8 protein-coding genes are annotated in these 16,757 nt (G+C 58.5%); 3 read left to right on the top strand and 5 right to left on the bottom strand.

Features of this window, described 5'->3' with window-relative positions:
* The first annotated feature begins 429 nt into the window (after positions 1-429).
* Positions 430-7,458, top strand: coding sequence for an apolipoprotein A-IV repeat region-like domain-containing protein (locus ASB66_RS13245; protein ID WP_114386599.1), 7,029 nt, complete (start codon positions 430-432; stop codon positions 7,456-7,458).
* A gap of 94 nt (positions 7,459-7,552) precedes the next feature.
* Here the strand turns inward: ASB66_RS13245 and ASB66_RS13240 are convergent, their stop codons facing one another.
* The 4 genes from ASB66_RS13240 to tpiA all read right to left on the bottom strand — a co-directional run bounded on the left by ASB66_RS13240 (position 7,553) and on the right by tpiA (position 11,653).
* Complete coding sequence (locus tag ASB66_RS13240; protein WP_060715513.1) at positions 7,553-8,464, bottom strand: agmatinase; 912 nt, start codon at positions 8,462-8,464, stop codon at positions 7,553-7,555.
* 181 nt (positions 8,465-8,645) lie between these two features.
* Positions 8,646-10,274, bottom strand: coding sequence for a CTP synthase (locus tag ASB66_RS13235; protein WP_060715981.1), 1,629 nt, complete (start codon positions 10,272-10,274; stop codon positions 8,646-8,648).
* 124 nt (positions 10,275-10,398) lie between these two features.
* Positions 10,399-10,785 (bottom strand): preprotein translocase subunit SecG, encoded by a 387-nt coding sequence (gene secG / locus ASB66_RS13230; protein WP_060715514.1) that lies wholly within the window; start codon positions 10,783-10,785, stop codon positions 10,399-10,401.
* 97 nt (positions 10,786-10,882) lie between these two features.
* Positions 10,883-11,653 (bottom strand): triose-phosphate isomerase, encoded by a 771-nt coding sequence (gene tpiA / locus ASB66_RS13225; RefSeq protein ID WP_060715982.1) that lies wholly within the window; start codon positions 11,651-11,653, stop codon positions 10,883-10,885.
* Positions 11,654-12,205: 552 nt separating this feature from the next.
* Between tpiA and ASB66_RS13220 the strand changes: the two genes are divergently transcribed.
* The gene (locus ASB66_RS13220; protein ID WP_060715515.1) at positions 12,206-13,402 is read left to right on the top strand and encodes a GGDEF domain-containing protein; all 1,197 of its coding nucleotides are present in this window, start codon (positions 12,206-12,208) and stop codon (positions 13,400-13,402) included.
* 28 nt (positions 13,403-13,430) lie between these two features.
* Here ASB66_RS13220 and ASB66_RS13215 read toward each other — a convergent pair whose 3' ends face one another.
* Positions 13,431-14,324 carry a dienelactone hydrolase family protein gene (locus ASB66_RS13215; protein ID WP_114386597.1) on the bottom strand — a complete coding sequence of 298 codons (894 nt, stop codon included), beginning with the start codon at positions 14,322-14,324 and terminating at the stop codon, positions 13,431-13,433.
* 314 nt (positions 14,325-14,638) lie between these two features.
* On the opposite strand from ASB66_RS13215, the gene parE reads away from it, so the two are divergent.
* Positions 14,639-16,741, top strand: coding sequence for a DNA topoisomerase IV subunit B (gene parE, locus ASB66_RS13210; protein WP_114386675.1), 2,103 nt, complete (start codon positions 14,639-14,641; stop codon positions 16,739-16,741).
* Positions 16,742-16,757: the final 16 nt, after the last annotated feature.

The following is a 16,757-nucleotide window of genomic DNA, read 5'->3' as shown; positions in this document are numbered from 1 at the left end:
TTGGGGTTAAATTCGGGCCAGACGCCTGCGGATATTTCTACTTATGGTTAATTTCCGTTAAAGGCCGTCAGATTATGTGTTTTCACGACCTGGGATCCTTTAAATTGTGTTAATAAGCCTGATATCTCTTTGGGATAAGCCGTGCCGTTAATTGTAACAGTATCTGGAATGTGTCACTACGGAACGGGTAGAAAGGCAGATGACCTCAAGGCTTTGCTGCTAGTCCCTAGAGTGCTATGGATGACCATTGCAGACTAGGGAATTATGCGCAAATCCAGCGAGATCTGCCAAAATTCAGTCCGGATGGCCGGGAAAACCGGCCAAATGGGTGCGGGGACTGGATGATTAAGGTGTTTGCTGCGTTTGCCGGGCCTTATAAGCAATCCGGTCGGGCAATGCGGCCTGAGTAGGCGTAAGCGAGGCGTACCTATGGCGACCAAAAAGACAAGCGAGTCGATTGACGATAGCGCTTTCCAGGCCCTCGAGGCAGCCCTGAGGATCGACTTCGAGGAAGAAGACGATACGCCGGTGCGCAGCCCCGCGCCTGCAGCGGCGGAGGCAAAAGTGTCCGATACACCGAGACAGACCAAGCCTGCACCACGGCCATCCATGCCGCAAGCCGACACGAGTGCCCTAGAAAAAGACCGAGTGCGTGCCGCTGCCCAGGCGAAAGCCGCAAAGCCCCCCAAACCCGCCTCCGCTACGCCCACCGATCCTGCGCCCAAATCCCCTGCCCTTGCACCTGCCAATGATGCGTCCCGCCGCAGTTCATCCGCTGTTTTGAAATCGCTTGACGGCGGCTCGATGGGCGGCGCGCTGCGCAATGCCACCATCGTATCGTTGCTCTGGGGCGCCGGCGGCCTGGCTCTGTCGCAATTGCTGTATGGCTCGCAGATCTGGAGCGGCGGCGTGGCCGCCATTTTCGCTAATCCAGGCATTATCGCCATTCTCGTCGGCACGGTTCTGCCGATCTTCGTGTTCTTTTCCTTTGCCATCATGATGTCGCGGGCACAGGACATGCGCAACGCCGCCCGCTCCATGGCGGAAGTCGCCTTACGCCTGTCCGAGCCGGAAACAGTCGCCTCCGAGCGGATCATGTCAGTCGGTCAGGCCGTGCGCCGTGAAGTCTCGGCGATGAACGAGGGCATCGAGCGCACCATCGCTCGTGCCACCGAGCTGGAAACCCTGGTTCATTCCGAGGTGACGGCGCTGGAGCGCAGCTATACCGATAACGAGCTTCGGGTTCGCAGCCTCGTGCAGGAATTGTCGGCGGAACGCGACGCCATCGTCAACCATGCCGACCGCATCCGCTCTTCCATCGTCGGCGCCCATGACCAGTTGAAGGAAGACCTGTCGCTGGCGACAGAGGAAATCGGCATTCGCCTGGCGACCTCAGGCGAAGCTTTTGCCTCGATGATCGATATGCGCGCCGCGACGATCATGGAGAAATCCAACACCGCTGCCACGACACTCGGTTCGCTGCTGACCGCCAAGACCGACGAAATGGTCCAGACGCTGGGAGCCGCCGGATTCTCGCTGTCGAGCGAATTCGACACCCGTTTACAGGCTCTCACCGGCTCGATGTCCAGCCATGGGGAAGAAATCCTGCGCCAGTTCGAGACTCGCGCCTCGACGCTGGATGCCAATACCGAAAAGCTCAATGCAGCGCTGAACGACCGCGCCCGCCAGTTGAACGAAACACTGGTTGCCCGCACACGTGAAATCGCCCAGAGCTTCACCCAGGGCGAAGCGACGATCAGCGGCAGTCTGGATAGCGCGCTGTCTCGCCTCAACGCCTCTCTTGAAGAAAAGTCCGTTTCCTTCCGCCAGAGCTTGCAGACCAATGCGGAAGATGCGCTTGTCGATATCGACATTCGCTCCGGCCTGTTTGAAGACCGGATGCAGGCAACGATTGGCCAGATCAACGCCACGTTCGACGACCGGATGACCGAATTCGCCACCGCCTTCGACCAGCGCGCCGGCACACTCGACAGCAAGCTGAACGAAAGCCTGCTGCGCATCAACGAAACCATGGCGGGTGGCTCGGAAGCCATTGACGGCATGCTGACCACATCGATCGACCGTCTCGGCAATACGATGACCGATCAGTCTTTCGCGCTGGCCGCAACCCTTGGCGGCAATCAGGAGGCGTTGACCGAAGCCCTTTCCAGCCATTCGCGGGAACTGGCGGAGGCTCTCGAGCGCCGCCGCCGCGAACTGGACGAAACCATTTCTAACGCGCAGAGCCGCATCGACCAGATCATGGCCGAACGTGGCACAGCCTTGACCGAAGCCCTCAACACTAGCCAGACCCGGTTCGACGAAACGCTGGGCAGCCGCTCGGAAGCCGTGATCAACCAGCTCACCGGAAGCCATGATCGCATTTCCGACCTGCTGCAAAATGCCTCTTCCGGCATTGTCGAAGCTGTCACTTCCTCCGAAAGCCGTCTGGCCGACACGCTGGACCGCAAGGCACAGACGATCATCGAGGCCGCCGATGGTGCCGATGCCCGCATTGAGGCCGCCCTCAGCGACAAGGCTGATGCGATCCGCGCCGCCTATGAAACAAACCATGAGCGATTGACATCGGTTCTCGATGCCAAGGTCGAGCAACTCGAACAGACGGCCTTGGTCGTCGATAGCCGTGTCGAGGCTGCTTTCGGCAACAAGGCAGATGCGATCCGTGCGGCCTATGAAGAAAGCGAAGCGCGCCTCACCCGTACGCTCGACGGCAAGGTCGACCAGATTACCGATGCAGCGACCGAGGCCGATATGCGCATCGAGCTTGCGCTTGGCAACCGCATGGACACGATCCGCGCCGTCTACGAAGACAGCGAAAGCCGTTTGGCCACCACAATCGATGCCAAGCTTGGCGCTCTGACCGAGACACTCGGTAATGCCGATAACCGCATTGAACAGGCATTTGGCACCAAGGCCGATCAGGTTCTCTCGGCTTATGAGCAAAGCGAAGCCCGTCTCGCCCGCACGCTCGACAGCAAGATCGACCAAATCACCGACGCCGCATCCGATGCGGATATGCGCATTGAACTGGCTCTCGGCACGCGCATGGACACGATCCGCGCCGTCTACGAAGACAGCGAAAGCCGTTTGGCCAGCACAATCGATGCAAAGCTTGGCGCCCTGACCGAGACGCTCGGCAATGCCGATAGCCGTATTGAACAGGCGTTCGGCACCAAGGCCGATCAGGTTCTCTCCGCCTATGAGCAAAGCGAAGCCCGTCTCGCTCGCACGCTCGACAGCAAGATCGAACAGATCAGCGATGCCGCCTCTGATGCCGACATGCGCATCGAACTGGCGCTCGGCAATCGCATGGACACGATCCGCGCTGTCTACGAAGAGAGTGAAAGCCGCCTTTCCAGCACCATTGACGCTAAGCTCGGCGCCCTGACGGAAACACTGGGCAATGCCGACAACCGTATTGAACAGGCGTTCGGCACCAAGGCCGATCAGGTTCTCTCCGCCTATGAGCAAAGCGAAGCCCGTCTCGCTCGCACGCTCGACAGCAAGATTGAGCAGATCAGCGACGCCGCCTCCGATGCCGACATGCGCATCGAACTGGCGCTCGGCAATCGCATGGACACGATCCGCGCTGTCTACGAGGAGAGCGAAACGCGCCTTTCCGGCACAATCGATGCCAAGCTCGGCGCTCTGACCGAGACACTCGGCACTGCCGACAGCCGTATCGAGCAAGCCTTCGGCTCCAAGGCTGACCAGCTCCGCGCCGTCTATGAGGAGGGCCAGGCCCGCCTCGCACAGACCCTTGATAGCAAGGTCGAGCAGCTCAGCGATGTGGCGGCAGAAGCCGATATGCGCATCGAGTTTGCACTGGGTAGCAAGGTCGATTCGATCCGCTCTGTCTATGAAGATAGCGAAGCGAGACTGGCTGGAACCATTGATGCCAAGCTTGGCCAGTTGATCGAAACGGTCGGCTTTGCCGATAGCCGTGTCCAGCAGGCGCTTGGTTCCAAGGCCGACCAGATCCGTGAAGCCTATGAAGCTAACCATGGTCGTCTGGCGGAAATGCTCGACAGCCGTATCAACCAGGTGATGGATACCGCCACGGAAGCCGATCTGCGCATGGCGCTCGCCTTCGGCAATAAGGCTGATGATATCAGGGCCGCCTATGAAGAAAACCAGGGCCGTCTTGAACAGTCACTGGAAGCCCATTCCAGCCGTTTGACCGAAACGCTTGGCCAATCCACAGACCGCGTCGAGCAGGTCTTTGGCCGCTCGACCGACCGGGTTGAACAGGTATTGGGGTCTGGCGTCTCGCGGATCGAGAGTGACATTACCGGCAGTGTTTCGCGGCTGGAAACCACCTTCGAAGACAATCACAATCGCCTGCGTCAGACGCTGGACGAGCGTGGCAATGCCATCACCAATGCCCTGCAGAATGCCCGTAGCGGGTTGGAAGAAACCCTGAACGAACAGGGCATGGCCATCGGCGCGTCGATTGCCGCCAGTGCTGGCATGCTGGAAATGTCGCTGGAAGAGCAGCAGGACAATCTGCGCGCCACCATCGACGCTTCAAGCCGTGATCTTCAGGACAGGCTGCGCGGTTCGGCTGGCGCCATTGCCGGAGAATTCGGTCAGGCTGCCCGCGAAATCAGCCGCACGGCGGAAGAGTTCTCCACACGGGTTGAAGGCTCGCTGGACGGCGTCGCCAACCGGTTGTCCGAAACCGGCACCCGGATCGAAACCAGCCTTGGCAGTCTCGAACAGCGTATTCAGGGCAGCCTCGAAGGCGTCGACCTCAAGGTCAACAATGCCGGTGACAATGTTGCTGCCAAACTCTCCGAAAAGGTTTCCGACCTGGAGCGCGTTACCACCGATGCGACCCAGCGGATCGAGCAGACGCTGGGCGACGCCACACAGCGCGTCACGGATACCTTTGACAGCCGCACGTCTGCTATCGACGAGCGCCTGTCGACCATGGATCGCGCGCTGAATATCGGCTTGCAGAATGTGAACAACACCATCGAAGGCAAGGCCGCAGGTCTCGCCTCATCGTTGCGCGAAGCCGTTATCGGCGCCACCCGTGAGATAGACAGTGAGGCGCAAAAATCCGCCGAATTGCTGGGCCGGACCGGCCAGGAATTCTCCGAGACCATGAATGCCCGCAACGAGGAATTCACCCGTTCGGTCCGCGAACAGGCGGAAGACCTCACACGCCGGATCTCCGACACCCAGAACCGGCTCGCCGGCCAAGGCGCGCAGATTGCCCAAAGCTTCTCTGACGCTGGCGATGCCATCGTCAGCAAGGTTTCGGCGGCCGAAGCCACCATTACTGCCAAGGCAGGCGCCATCGCTGGCACGTTGACCGATGCCGAAAAGGCCCTGGAAGAACGCGCCACGGCGATCCGCGCCGCGCTGTCTGCAACAACCGGTGACATGACCGACGCCCTGGACAGCGTCGACAAGGCACTGGATGCCCGTGGCAATGCCATCCGCACCACTCTGGATGAGCGCACCCGCGAGCTGAATTCGATGCTTTCAGGCCGCACGTCGGAACTGGCACGCCTGATCGAGGAAAAAGCCAAGCCAACCGTCGAGCAATACGCGCAGGTTGGCCGCGATGCCGTCGAACGGATCGCTCAGGCCGCCGACCAGAGTGCGCATAGCCTGCGCCAGGAAAATGCCAAGCTGGCTGATGCTCTGGCCGCCCGTGCCGCCGAAGCCGCCCGCCAGATGAATGCTGCGGAAAACAGCCTGACATCCAGCGCTGGCGAGATGATCGACCGGATCAGCGAAACCAACCAGACATTGCACGCAGTCGTCGAACAGGCCACCCAATCCATGGCCGATGCTGACCGCCAGTTTGGCGCAACAACAGACCGCCTGGCCGCGACCACCCACAAGGCCGCCGATGTCTTGGCAACCTCTGGCCGGTTGCTGGAGAGCAATCTGGAACGGCTGTCCAATGTCTCTAACCAAGCCCTGTCTCAGGTGACGGGCATTGTCGGCCGGTTCGGCGATCATGCGAAAGTGCTTGGTCAGGCATCCGAATTGCTTGGTGCAGCGCAGTCCAACCTTGCCGGTACATTGGAAGAGCGTCAGCAGGCCCTGCGCGACCTGTCCATCGGCATCGTCAAGCGGTCGGAAGAGATCGAGAATACCATGAAGTCGCTGGCCGCGATGGTCGATGGCGCCTTCAGCCAGGCTGAGCAGCGCTCCAGCCAGGTAGCAGGAAACCTGCGTCAGGGGATTGAAACATCCTTTGCGGATATCGGCCAGATCCTCGGAGAGACCGAACAAAAAGCCAAATCCGCCGCTGGCTCCATGCGTGACTCACTGCTTTCGGCTGGTGAAGATGCCACCCGCGCCATTGAGCGCACCTTGGGTGATGCGGAAAAGCGCTCCAGCGAGTTGGCAAACCGTCTGCGTGGTGGCCTGTCGTCATCGCTCGCCGATGTCGACCGTATCCTGGCCGAGGCCGGCCAGAAATCGGATGGCACGGCCAACCAGATGCGCGAAGCCGTGCGGTCGGCTGTCGAGGATGCGCTTGGCCGCTTCTCCGGTGCCACCGACGAGATCCGTCGTTCGGCCCAGGAAATCCGCCAGGAACTCGACCTGACCCGCACCGAACTGAAACGCGGCGCCTTCGACCTGCCGGAAGAAGCCAAGGAAAGCGCAGGCGCCATGCGTCGTGCTGTTGCCGAGCAGATCAAGGCCTTGCAGGATATTTCACAACTGGTTGGTCGCAGTGCCCAGCAGCTGGAAATTTCCACACCAGCGCCTCGCGCTGCCGCGCCTGCCCCTGCTGCTGTTCAGCCGCAACCGGTTCGCCCAGCGCCGACGGTTCAGGCCCAGGCTCCAGCCCCACAGCCCGCACCAGCTCCGGTCCCTGCCCGACCGGCAATTTCGGCAGCGCCAGCCCCTCAACAAACCACACGCCCTGCCGCCAGCCCGCTTGGCCTGCGTGGCAGCCTGCAAAGCGAACAGCCAGCACCGGCTGCAGGCGAAGGCTCCGGCGGCTGGATCAGCGACCTGTTGCGAGGCGCTTCGCGTGAGGAACAGACGATCACCTCGCCTGCCCGAGCCGCTCGCCCAGTTGGGGAAGCACCGCGCAGCAATGACAGCCGCAACCCGCGCCATATGGTCGAGTCGTTGAATTCACTTTCGGTCGATATTGCTCGGGCCATCGATCACGATGCCTCGGTCGATTTGTGGCGCCGCTACCAGCGCGGCGAGCGTGACGTCTTTACCCGTCGCCTCTACACGCTGAAGGGCCAGCAGACCTTTGATGAAATCAAGCGTAAATACGACCGCGAACCGGAATTCCGCACCGCCGTCGACCGCTATATCGCCGACTTCGAAAAGCTGCTGTCCGACGTGGCTCGCACCGACCGCGACAAGTCGATCACCCAGTCCTATCTGACCTCGGATACCGGCAAGGTTTATACCATGCTCGCTCATGCCGCAGGCCGGTTTAGCTGACAGCGATTGAATATCTGAATATGAACAAAACCCCGGAGCGCAACTCCGGGGTTTTGTGTTTGTAAAGTTCAATTTTTAGCGGCTGGTGCTAATTTCATCCCTGCCGAACAATGGCACCAATGACATTGACGACAAGACGGGCGGCGGTCAAAGCGGAGAGGTTATCAATGTCTGCGGGAGGATAGAGTTCGACGAGATCGAACCCGGCAATTCTTCCCCGCTTGCCGATCCCCGCGATCAGCTCGATGACCTGGTTATATGTAAGACCGCCAGGCGTCCGAGCCGCCACACCCGGCATAACCGAGGGATCAAGGCCGTCGCAATCGAGAGTGATGATGGTATGCGCACCCTCCGGGATGTGCTGGAGCACAGCTTCGATACCCTGAGCGTGAACTGTGCGAGAGGTTATTATCCGACTGCCATACTGCTGCGCCGCCTCAATTTCGGTAATAGCTGCGCTGCCGACGCCACGCATGCCAACCTGCACGATCCTGGCAACATGCGGCATTTCACTGATCCGGCGCATCGGGCTCGAATAGCCATATCGTTCGCCATCTTTGTCGTCGCGCCAATCAATATGGGCATCAATTTGCAGCACCCAGACAGGCCCCTGCTGCGAAAAGCCTGAGACAAAGGGAATCGGGATGGAATCATCGCCGCCCAACAAGACTGGAACAGCCGAAGACGCCAAGATCTCCCGTGTTTTCGCCTCGATTCTGGTTCGGTTGCCAAGATTATCGTGCATGATGGTCGGGATATTACCGATATCGATGCAGCAAGCCGGTTTGCTATCGAAAAGCGGACCACCAAGATCGAAATCCCAATGGTCGATCAATCCCGCATCTTCCTGGCTGGCAACGCGGATAGCATCTGGAGCCAAGGCATGACCATCGCTATTCTGTCCGGCATAGGTGCTGCCGTGACCAGCACCGACAATCACTATTTCGGGTTTACATCCCTCGGGGAGCCGCTCGGGAAAACCAAGAAATGACGGTCCGGTGTTCATTTTGTTATAGTCCTAGTTCAACCCATTCTTGCTAGAAATACCTTACTGAACTGCCATCGTGATGAGTTGCAATAGAGTGGCGAAATAATTTCTCTGGCAGCGATCTTTCTTTAACCCCATCCAAAACAAAAACCCGCCTTGCGGGCGGGTTTTATCTGTATTGTCCTGATATTTGACGGCCTCAGACCAGCCGACTTTGCTCCAGAGCCGCTTCCACGAAGCTCTTGAACAATGGATGCGGGTCCAGAGGGCGGGACTTGAGTTCCGGGTGATACTGCACGCCGACGAACCATGGGTGATCGGGATATTCCACCGTTTCCGGCAGAAGTCCATCAGGTGACATGCCTGCAAAGACCAGACCGCAGTCTTCCAGCCGTTGCTTGTAATCCACATTCACTTCGTAGCGATGGCGGTGACGCTCGGAAATCTCGGTAGAGCCATAAATGTCGGCAATCCGCGAATCTTTCTTCAGCGCAGCCTTATAGGCTCCAAGACGCATGGTGCCGCCAAGATTACCGGCAGCAGAACGCTTCTCAAGCTCATTGCCCTTCATCCATTCGGTCATCAGGCCGACGACCGGCTCCGATGTCTGACCAAATTCAGTCGAAGAGGCCTGTTCGATACCTGCCAGATGGCGGGCGGCTTCCACCACAGCCATCTGCATACCAAAGCAGATGCCGAAATAAGGAACCTTGCGCTCACGCGCAAACTGCGCGGCCAGGATCTTGCCTTCAGACCCGCGCTCGCCAAAGCCGCCGGGCACAAGAATGCCATGGACCTTTTCGAGGTAAGGCGCCGGGTCTTCCTTCTCGAATACCTCGGATTCAATCCACTCGAGCTTGACCTTCACCCGGTTGGCAATGCCACCATGGTGAAGTGCTTCGATCAGCGACTTATAAGCATCTTTGAGGCCGGTATATTTACCAACGATGGCAATGGTAACTTCGCCTTCCGGGGTGCGGATGCGGTTGGAAACCTCTTCCCAGGCATCGAGTCGTGGCTTGGGAGCCGGTTCGATGCCGAAAGCGGCCAGGACTTCATTGTCCAGTCCTTCCTTGTGGTAGGCCATGGGCACGTCATAGATATTGGCAACATCCAGCGCCTGAATAACCGCCGATGGACGGACATTGCAAAACAGCGACAGTTTGCGACGTTCCGGCTCCGGAATCTCGCGATCCGCGCGCACCAACAGAATGTCAGGATGAATGCCAAGAGCCTGCAATTCCTTGACGGAATGCTGGGTCGGCTTGGTCTTCAACTCGCCAGCCGCTGGAATGTAAGGCATCAGCGTCAAATGCACATAGATCGCAGCGCCGCGTGGCAGCTCGTTGCCCAGCTGACGAATGGCTTCCACGAAAGGCATGGCCTCGATGTCGCCCACCGTGCCGCCGATTTCGCAGATCACGAAATCATAGTCGCTATTGCCCTCAACGATGAAGTCCTTGATCTCGTTGGTGACATGCGGAATGACCTGAACCGTTGCGCCGAGATAATCGCCGCGCCGTTCCTTGTCGATAATGTTCTTGTAGATCCGTCCGGTGGTGATGTTATCGGTCTTGGTGGCTGAGCGCCCCGTGAAGCGTTCGTAATGGCCGAGATCGAGATCCGTCTCGGCACCGTCGTCGGTGACAAAGACTTCACCGTGCTGAGTCGGGCTCATGGTGCCCGGGTCAACGTTGAGATAGGGGTCCAGTTTGCGCAGCCGCACGCGATAACCGCGTGCCTGTAACAAAGCCCCGAGTGCCGCAGCCGCTATTCCCTTACCAAGAGAGGAAACCACGCCGCCTGTGATGAATACATATCGCGCCATGAGCTTCACCGGATACCGTTTCGATTCTGATTCCGCCAGCGTTTTTTTTACACCGGCGACAATACACACAAAGAAAAACCGGCGGACTGTTTAAGTCCGCCGGAGCGAAGACGAACCAGACCGATCAGTTGCCGGTCGGAACAGCGCCGGGCTGGGCCGGTGCGGGCGCTGTCGAAGCGCCATTGGCAGGCGCTGGAGTTGTCGCCGGTGCGCCAGGCAGCTGGTCAAGAATATTGCCGGACGGTGCCTGCTGGCCAGCCGGAATACGATTGAGAATATCGGTCGGCTTTGCCTCGAAGCGCGAGAGAATGCCAAGTCCGAGCGACGTGATGAAAAACAGCGTCGCCAGAATAGCCGTTGTCCGGGTCAGGGCATTGGCCGCGCCGCGTGCCGACATGAAGCCTGAGCCGCCGCCGATCCCAAGCCCGCCGCCTTCGGACCGCTGGATCAGCACGACGCCGACAAGCGAAATCACGATTATGAGGTGAATGACGATCAGTACGGTCTGCATGGACGATCCATCCTGCCCACGTAGGGCCAAGTCAAAACAACATTCGGCGGCTCTCTACACGAGGAGCCGCCGCAAAGAAAGCCCTTTTCAACAAAGATCAGGCTGTCAAATCCGAATAGACACCGTATATGGCAAGGAAATCAGCGGCTTTCAAGCTTGCGCCGCCAATCAGCGCACCATCCACATTGGCAACACCCATTAGTTCCCTGGCATTCGAGGGCTTGACGGAACCGCCATAGAGGATTCGCATTTTAGCACCCTCATCGCCCAGGCGACGCGTCAACTCGGCCCGCATGAAAGCGTGGGCCTCGGTCACGTCTGCGACAGTCGGCGTAACCCCTGTGCCGATCGCCCAGACAGGCTCATAGGCAATGACCGTATCTTCGGCAAGCGCTTCATCCGGCACGGAACCGGAGAGCTGACGCTTGAGAATATCCAGCGTTTGCCCTGCTTTGCGCTGATCGGCTGTCTCGCCGATGCAGATGATGGCCGTCAGTCCGGCCGCATGGGCAGCAACCGCTTTGGCACGCACCAGATGATCGGTTTCTGCGTGATCGGTACGGCGTTCGGAATGACCGACAATGACATGAGTTCCGAAGCAATCGGCGACCATTTCCGCCGAAATATCGCCGGTATGGGCGCCGGACGCATTCTGATGGCAATCCTGCGCGCCGATGAGCAGCGGGCTGTCGTCGCAGAGCGCGGTTGCCACGTAAAGCAGCGTGGCCGGCGGGCAAATCAGACTGTCCACTTTTTCGCTGAGCGGCCCTTTCACGCCTTCGGCCATCGCCTTGATCTGATCAAGCGCGTCGCGGGTTCCGTTCATCTTCCAATTGCCCGCAACAAGCGGACGTACATCTGGTGTCATATCGATCCAACCCACCCTGATTCCATGACCCTGGCTCGCTGGAAACCGCTCTTTGCGCCTCAACCGACACCAGGGAAATCACAAACAATAATCTTCCACATTAAAGCGCGGCGTATTTATTGGATTCAACAATGTCGCGCTTTTATTTGTTTTCCGCATGTCCGTTATCGCTCAGCTGATTCCATTTGAACGCGACAGGCTATAGACACCCTATAAAAGGACGTGGCGGCAAAAAAGGCAAGTTGCAATGCAACATGCCGTTAATTCATGCAGGATAGCAACTTAACCCTGTGTTTTTAGGGGTTAAAACAAAGTTTTTCAGATACGGCCGGAGCCGGTTTTTCCGAATAAGAAAAACGCCAGCAGTAAAAGCTTAGGGTCCGTCTCATTCAATAGACTTGAGAGCCAAATCCTGGACTGTCCGCGTGCCCGATGAGGTCTTGGCAAAACTTTTTAAATTGTTCTGACGTTTCTCGATGATGGCGCTTCTCCAAAGCGGTATTTCGGCGTATGCGGAAAGCTTGTTTCCCCTTAGTCAACCGGAGAGCCGCAATGGCCACCGTATCCCTTGAAGCCATCGACCGGCAAATTGCCCGCGGCTTCCCGGCGTTGCGGTTCAGCCCTGCCGTAGAAGCGGAGTTTCTTCAGGAATATGTTGCCAATCGGGTCAAACTGACACCATTCTGGGCGGTGGTTGGCACGCTTATCTACGACGCCGTTTTCATCGGTGACGCGACGATGATGGCCGATGTGTTCGACAAACTGCTAATCGTACGCTTCGGGATCTTCACGCCTTTCGCAATTATCAGCGTGCTTGCCGTCAGACGCTGGCGCACAGCCCTTAATTACGAACTTCTGTCGCTGGGAATTGGCACACTCAGCATTCTCCTGCCGATGTCGGTCGCAATCTACAGCCAAAGCCCATACATGTTTGTTTATCAGAACGGCAATGTCGCAGCCTTCCTGTTCTTCGTCATTGCGCTGCGGCCACGGTTTCATATCGTGGTGATCGGCCTGACGCTGATGTGCGGCGTTCTGCTGAAAACCGCAAAGCTGAACGGCTCCTTCGACGACATCACCTATAGCGGGCTGATCAGTTTCTACATCACGATCGCGATTTTCCTGGCGCTCAGTGCCTATTTTCTCGAACATACCGATCGATTGAATTTCCTCAACAGGCTGCGCGCTGGCCTGCTGCAACAGCAATTGGAACACAATGCCGCCCGTGACGAATTGAGCGGACTGCTGAACCGTCGCTCTCTGGTGCAGGTTGCGACCGACATGTGGAAAGGCAAAACGCCGGCAAAACGTGTTTGCGCCATTATGCTCGATATCGATGACTTCAAGCTTTACAACGATGTGCACGGCCATCTGGAAGGGGATGAGTGTCTGCGAACCGTCAGCCAGTGCATTCGCGACAATGCCGGTGAAAAAGGCTTCGCCTTCCGCTACGGCGGCGAGGAAATGCTCGTGTTGCTGCCGAATACCGATGTCGACGACGCCTGTGCCACAGCAGAGGCCATCCGCCAGTCAATCGAGTGCATGAACATCCCGCACTTGGGCAAAGGCAGGGGCCAGGTGACAACGGCCAGTCTAGGCGTAGCGGAAGGCCTCACGGCAACGGTTTCGTTGGAAGACCTGCTGAACCGCGCCGACGCGGCCCTTTACGAGGCAAAGCGCAGCGGGCGCAACCGCGTCTGCGTGAGCGGATCAGCCCAGCTCGATCTGGAATTTGCCAGGGAAAATTGAAACCTGGCGCTCCCAAAAACAGCAGTTTCTAGCGAATCAGCCAGTTAAGCACGGCGCGCCAGTCGGTCATGCGCACCGGCGTCCCATGAGAACCGGTCAGAAACAACGTGAAACGGGTTGGATAGCCAGTGCGGTGCAGACGTTCGTAAAGCGCGATCTGGTCACCGGCAGCATAGACGCTGTCGCGGCTGCCATGGGTAAACCACATCGGCAGCTTGCGTTTGAAGGCTGCACTGGCGGTAAAATCCGGATCGCTGGCACCGCCCAGAATGGCCATGCCGGACAGTTTCGCAACGATTCGCTCGTCACGGGTCAGGCCCCAACAGATGAAACTGCCCATGGACGCGCAGGATAGCACCACTGGACGGCCGCCTGAATGGGCCGAGGCATAATCGATCAGAGCCGCGACCTGCGTTACCCCCGATTGGTCGAAGGATCGGACGGAAGGTGCGTAATAGGTTCCACCATTGTCGCTGGCGAGGTTTTTCAGCCGGTTGAAATTGCCGCCGAATTTGTAGTCATCGGCTCCAAGGCGGCGGTCCCCGCCCCGGCCGTGAATGAAGATCACCGTGAAGGCCGCACCATCCGAGGGTCCGGTCCTCGTCACATCCAGCTTGCCGGCATCACCGAGATCCAGCGTCTCATCCTTCTGCTGGTGACGCACACCAAGCGAGACGTAGGCGGATTTGACCCGGCGCTCAGGAATTTCGTCGCGGCCATTGATGTCGCGCATTTCCTGATAGTCGATAGTCTGGAAATCGCCCTTGTCGCGGCTTTCCAGCACGGTCTGACCGGAAAACAGCTCGTCCTTGAACGGTTTGAGGCTAACGGCAGGCGCACTCGTTGCAGGCAAAGAGCTGGCGACCGAGCAGAGAGCGGCCAGAACCACGGGGGCGAACAAATGAACTGTGGACATCCGCATCGGGATCAGGTCTCCTTAACGGCGCAGCCTTGCCACGCCGTCACGAGAAACGCAAAAGTTTTCCTTGAAAACAGGCTGAATGGACATGGTTTGACCAAGTGCGACATAATTCTCCCGCGTCCTTGCCGCAACAGGCAATAAAAGGAATGGGCGCGCATGGACACAATCGGTTGATTGTTGCCGAGGATATGGGCTAATCAGGAACAAACCGGAAACTGCGCCGAAAGCGCCAGGGACGGACGAGCGTAGGCCCAATAGCAAGACAAAATTCTTCACGGCGCTCCGCTGAAGACCACAAGCAAATGACAGACAAGATCATGGACGATAACAACGACCTTTTCGCCGCCCTGCCGTCAACGCCCCCCAAGCCGGCGAAGACGCAGAAAGGTGCTGCCGATGTGACGGTTGCCGCCACTGCCCCCGCCCAACCGGAGACCCCGGCCAAGGCAGTGGCTTTCGGCTCAGCCACGCCCGCCTCCACCGGCAATCCCGACGATTATGGTGCGTCCTCCATCCGCGTTCTGGAAGGGCTGGAGCCGGTACGGATGCGTCCCGGCATGTATATCGGCGGCACGGACGAAAAGGCTCTGCACCATCTTTTTGCTGAAGTCATCGACAATTCGATGGACGAGGCGGTGGCTGGCCATGCCAATTTCATCGATGTCCATCTGGATGCCGAAGGATTCCTGACGGTTTCCGACAATGGTCGCGGTATTCCTGTCGAACTGCATCCGCAGGTGCCGGGCAAATCCACCCTTGAAGTGATCATGACCAAGCTGCATGCGGGCGGCAAATTCGACGGCAAGGCCTATGAGACCTCCGGCGGCTTGCACGGGGTCGGCGTATCCGTCGTCAATGCGTTGTCTGATCTGCTGGAAGTGGAAGTGGCACGCAATCGCAAGCTCTATCGCCAGCGGTTTTCGCGCGGTGTGCCATTGGGCGGGCTAGAAGAATTGGGCGATGTCCATAATCGGCGTGGTACGCGGGTGCGCTTTCACCCCGATCCGCAGATCTTCGGTGATCACGCAAAATTCGATCCGGGCCGGATTTTCCGCATGGCCCGCTCCAAGGCCTATCTGTTCGGCGGCGTGGAAATCCGCTGGTCCTGCGATCCGGCGATTTTGACCACCGGCGGCGATATCCCGGATAAGGCAGTGTTTCACTTCCCCGGCGGGTTGAAGGATTATCTGGCCGCGACCCTGGGCAAGGAATTTACCGTCACCCGCGAAATTTTTGCCGGCAAGACCGAAAAGACCGGCGGCCATGGCGCAATGGAATGGGCGATTACCTGGTATGGCGGCGATCCGCAGGTTCATTCCTATTGCAACACAATCCCGACGCCCGAAGGCGGCACGCATGAGGCCGGTTTGCGCATTGCGCTGACCAAAGGCTTGAAGAATTATGCCGAACTGACTCAGAACAAGCGCGCCCAGCAGATCAGCACCGATGACGTGATGATCTCGGCGGTCGGCATGCTGTCGGTCTTTATCCGCGAGCCGGAATTCGTCGGTCAGACCAAGGACAAGCTGGCGACGGTGGAAGCCCAGCGACTGGTTGAAAACGCCCTGCGCGATCCGTTCGACCATTATCTGGCCGACAATCCAAATGAAGCTGCCAAGCTGCTAGACTGGGTAATCGAGCGGGCCGAGGAACGGCTGCGGCGGCGCAAGGAAAAGGAAGTCAACCGCAAGACAGCGGTGCGCAAGCTGCGCCTGCCCGGCAAGCTGGCGGATTGCGCCCAGAACACCGCCGAGGGCGCGGAACTGTTCATCGTCGAGGGCGATTCGGCTGGTGGCTCGGCCAAGCAGGCCCGTAACCGGTCCAACCAGGCCATTCTGCCCCTGCGAGGCAAAATCCTCAATGTTGGCAGCGCCAGCCGTGAAAAGCTGATGGCCAACCAGCAGATCGCCGACCTGATCCAGGCGCTCGGCTGTGGCACCCGCACCAAATATCGTGATGAAGACCTGCGCTATGAGCGCATCGTTATCATGACCGATGCCGATGTGGACGGTGCCCATATCGCTTCGCTGCTGATAACCTTTTTCTATCAGGAAATGCCGGAACTGATCCGGGGCAATCATCTCTATCTCGCCGTGCCGCCGCTCTACGTGATCCGCCAGGGTGCAAAGACGGTCTATGCCCGCGATGACGCCCACCGTGCCGAACTGATGGAAACCACCTTCAAAGGCAAGAAAGTCGAAATCGGCCGCTTCAAAGGTCTCGGTGAAATGATGCCGGCCCAGTTGAAGGAAACCACCATGGACCCAGCCAAGCGGATGCTGCTGAAAGTCGAGATCGACGATGTCGATTTCGAAGGCACCCGTGATGCCGTGGACGCGTTGATGGGCACAAAACCGGAAGCCCGCTTCCGGTTTATTCAGGAACGGGCCGCCTTTGCGGAAAATCTGGATATTTGAACCCTTCAACGAAGAA

Origin of the sequence: Gillisella vitis (genome assembly GCF_001541345.2) — a bacterium.
Lineage (GTDB): Bacteria > Pseudomonadota > Alphaproteobacteria > Rhizobiales > Rhizobiaceae > Allorhizobium > Allorhizobium vitis.
The sequence above is the reverse complement of the archived record's forward strand: the minus strand, read 5'-3'. Positions and strand labels throughout refer to the sequence as shown.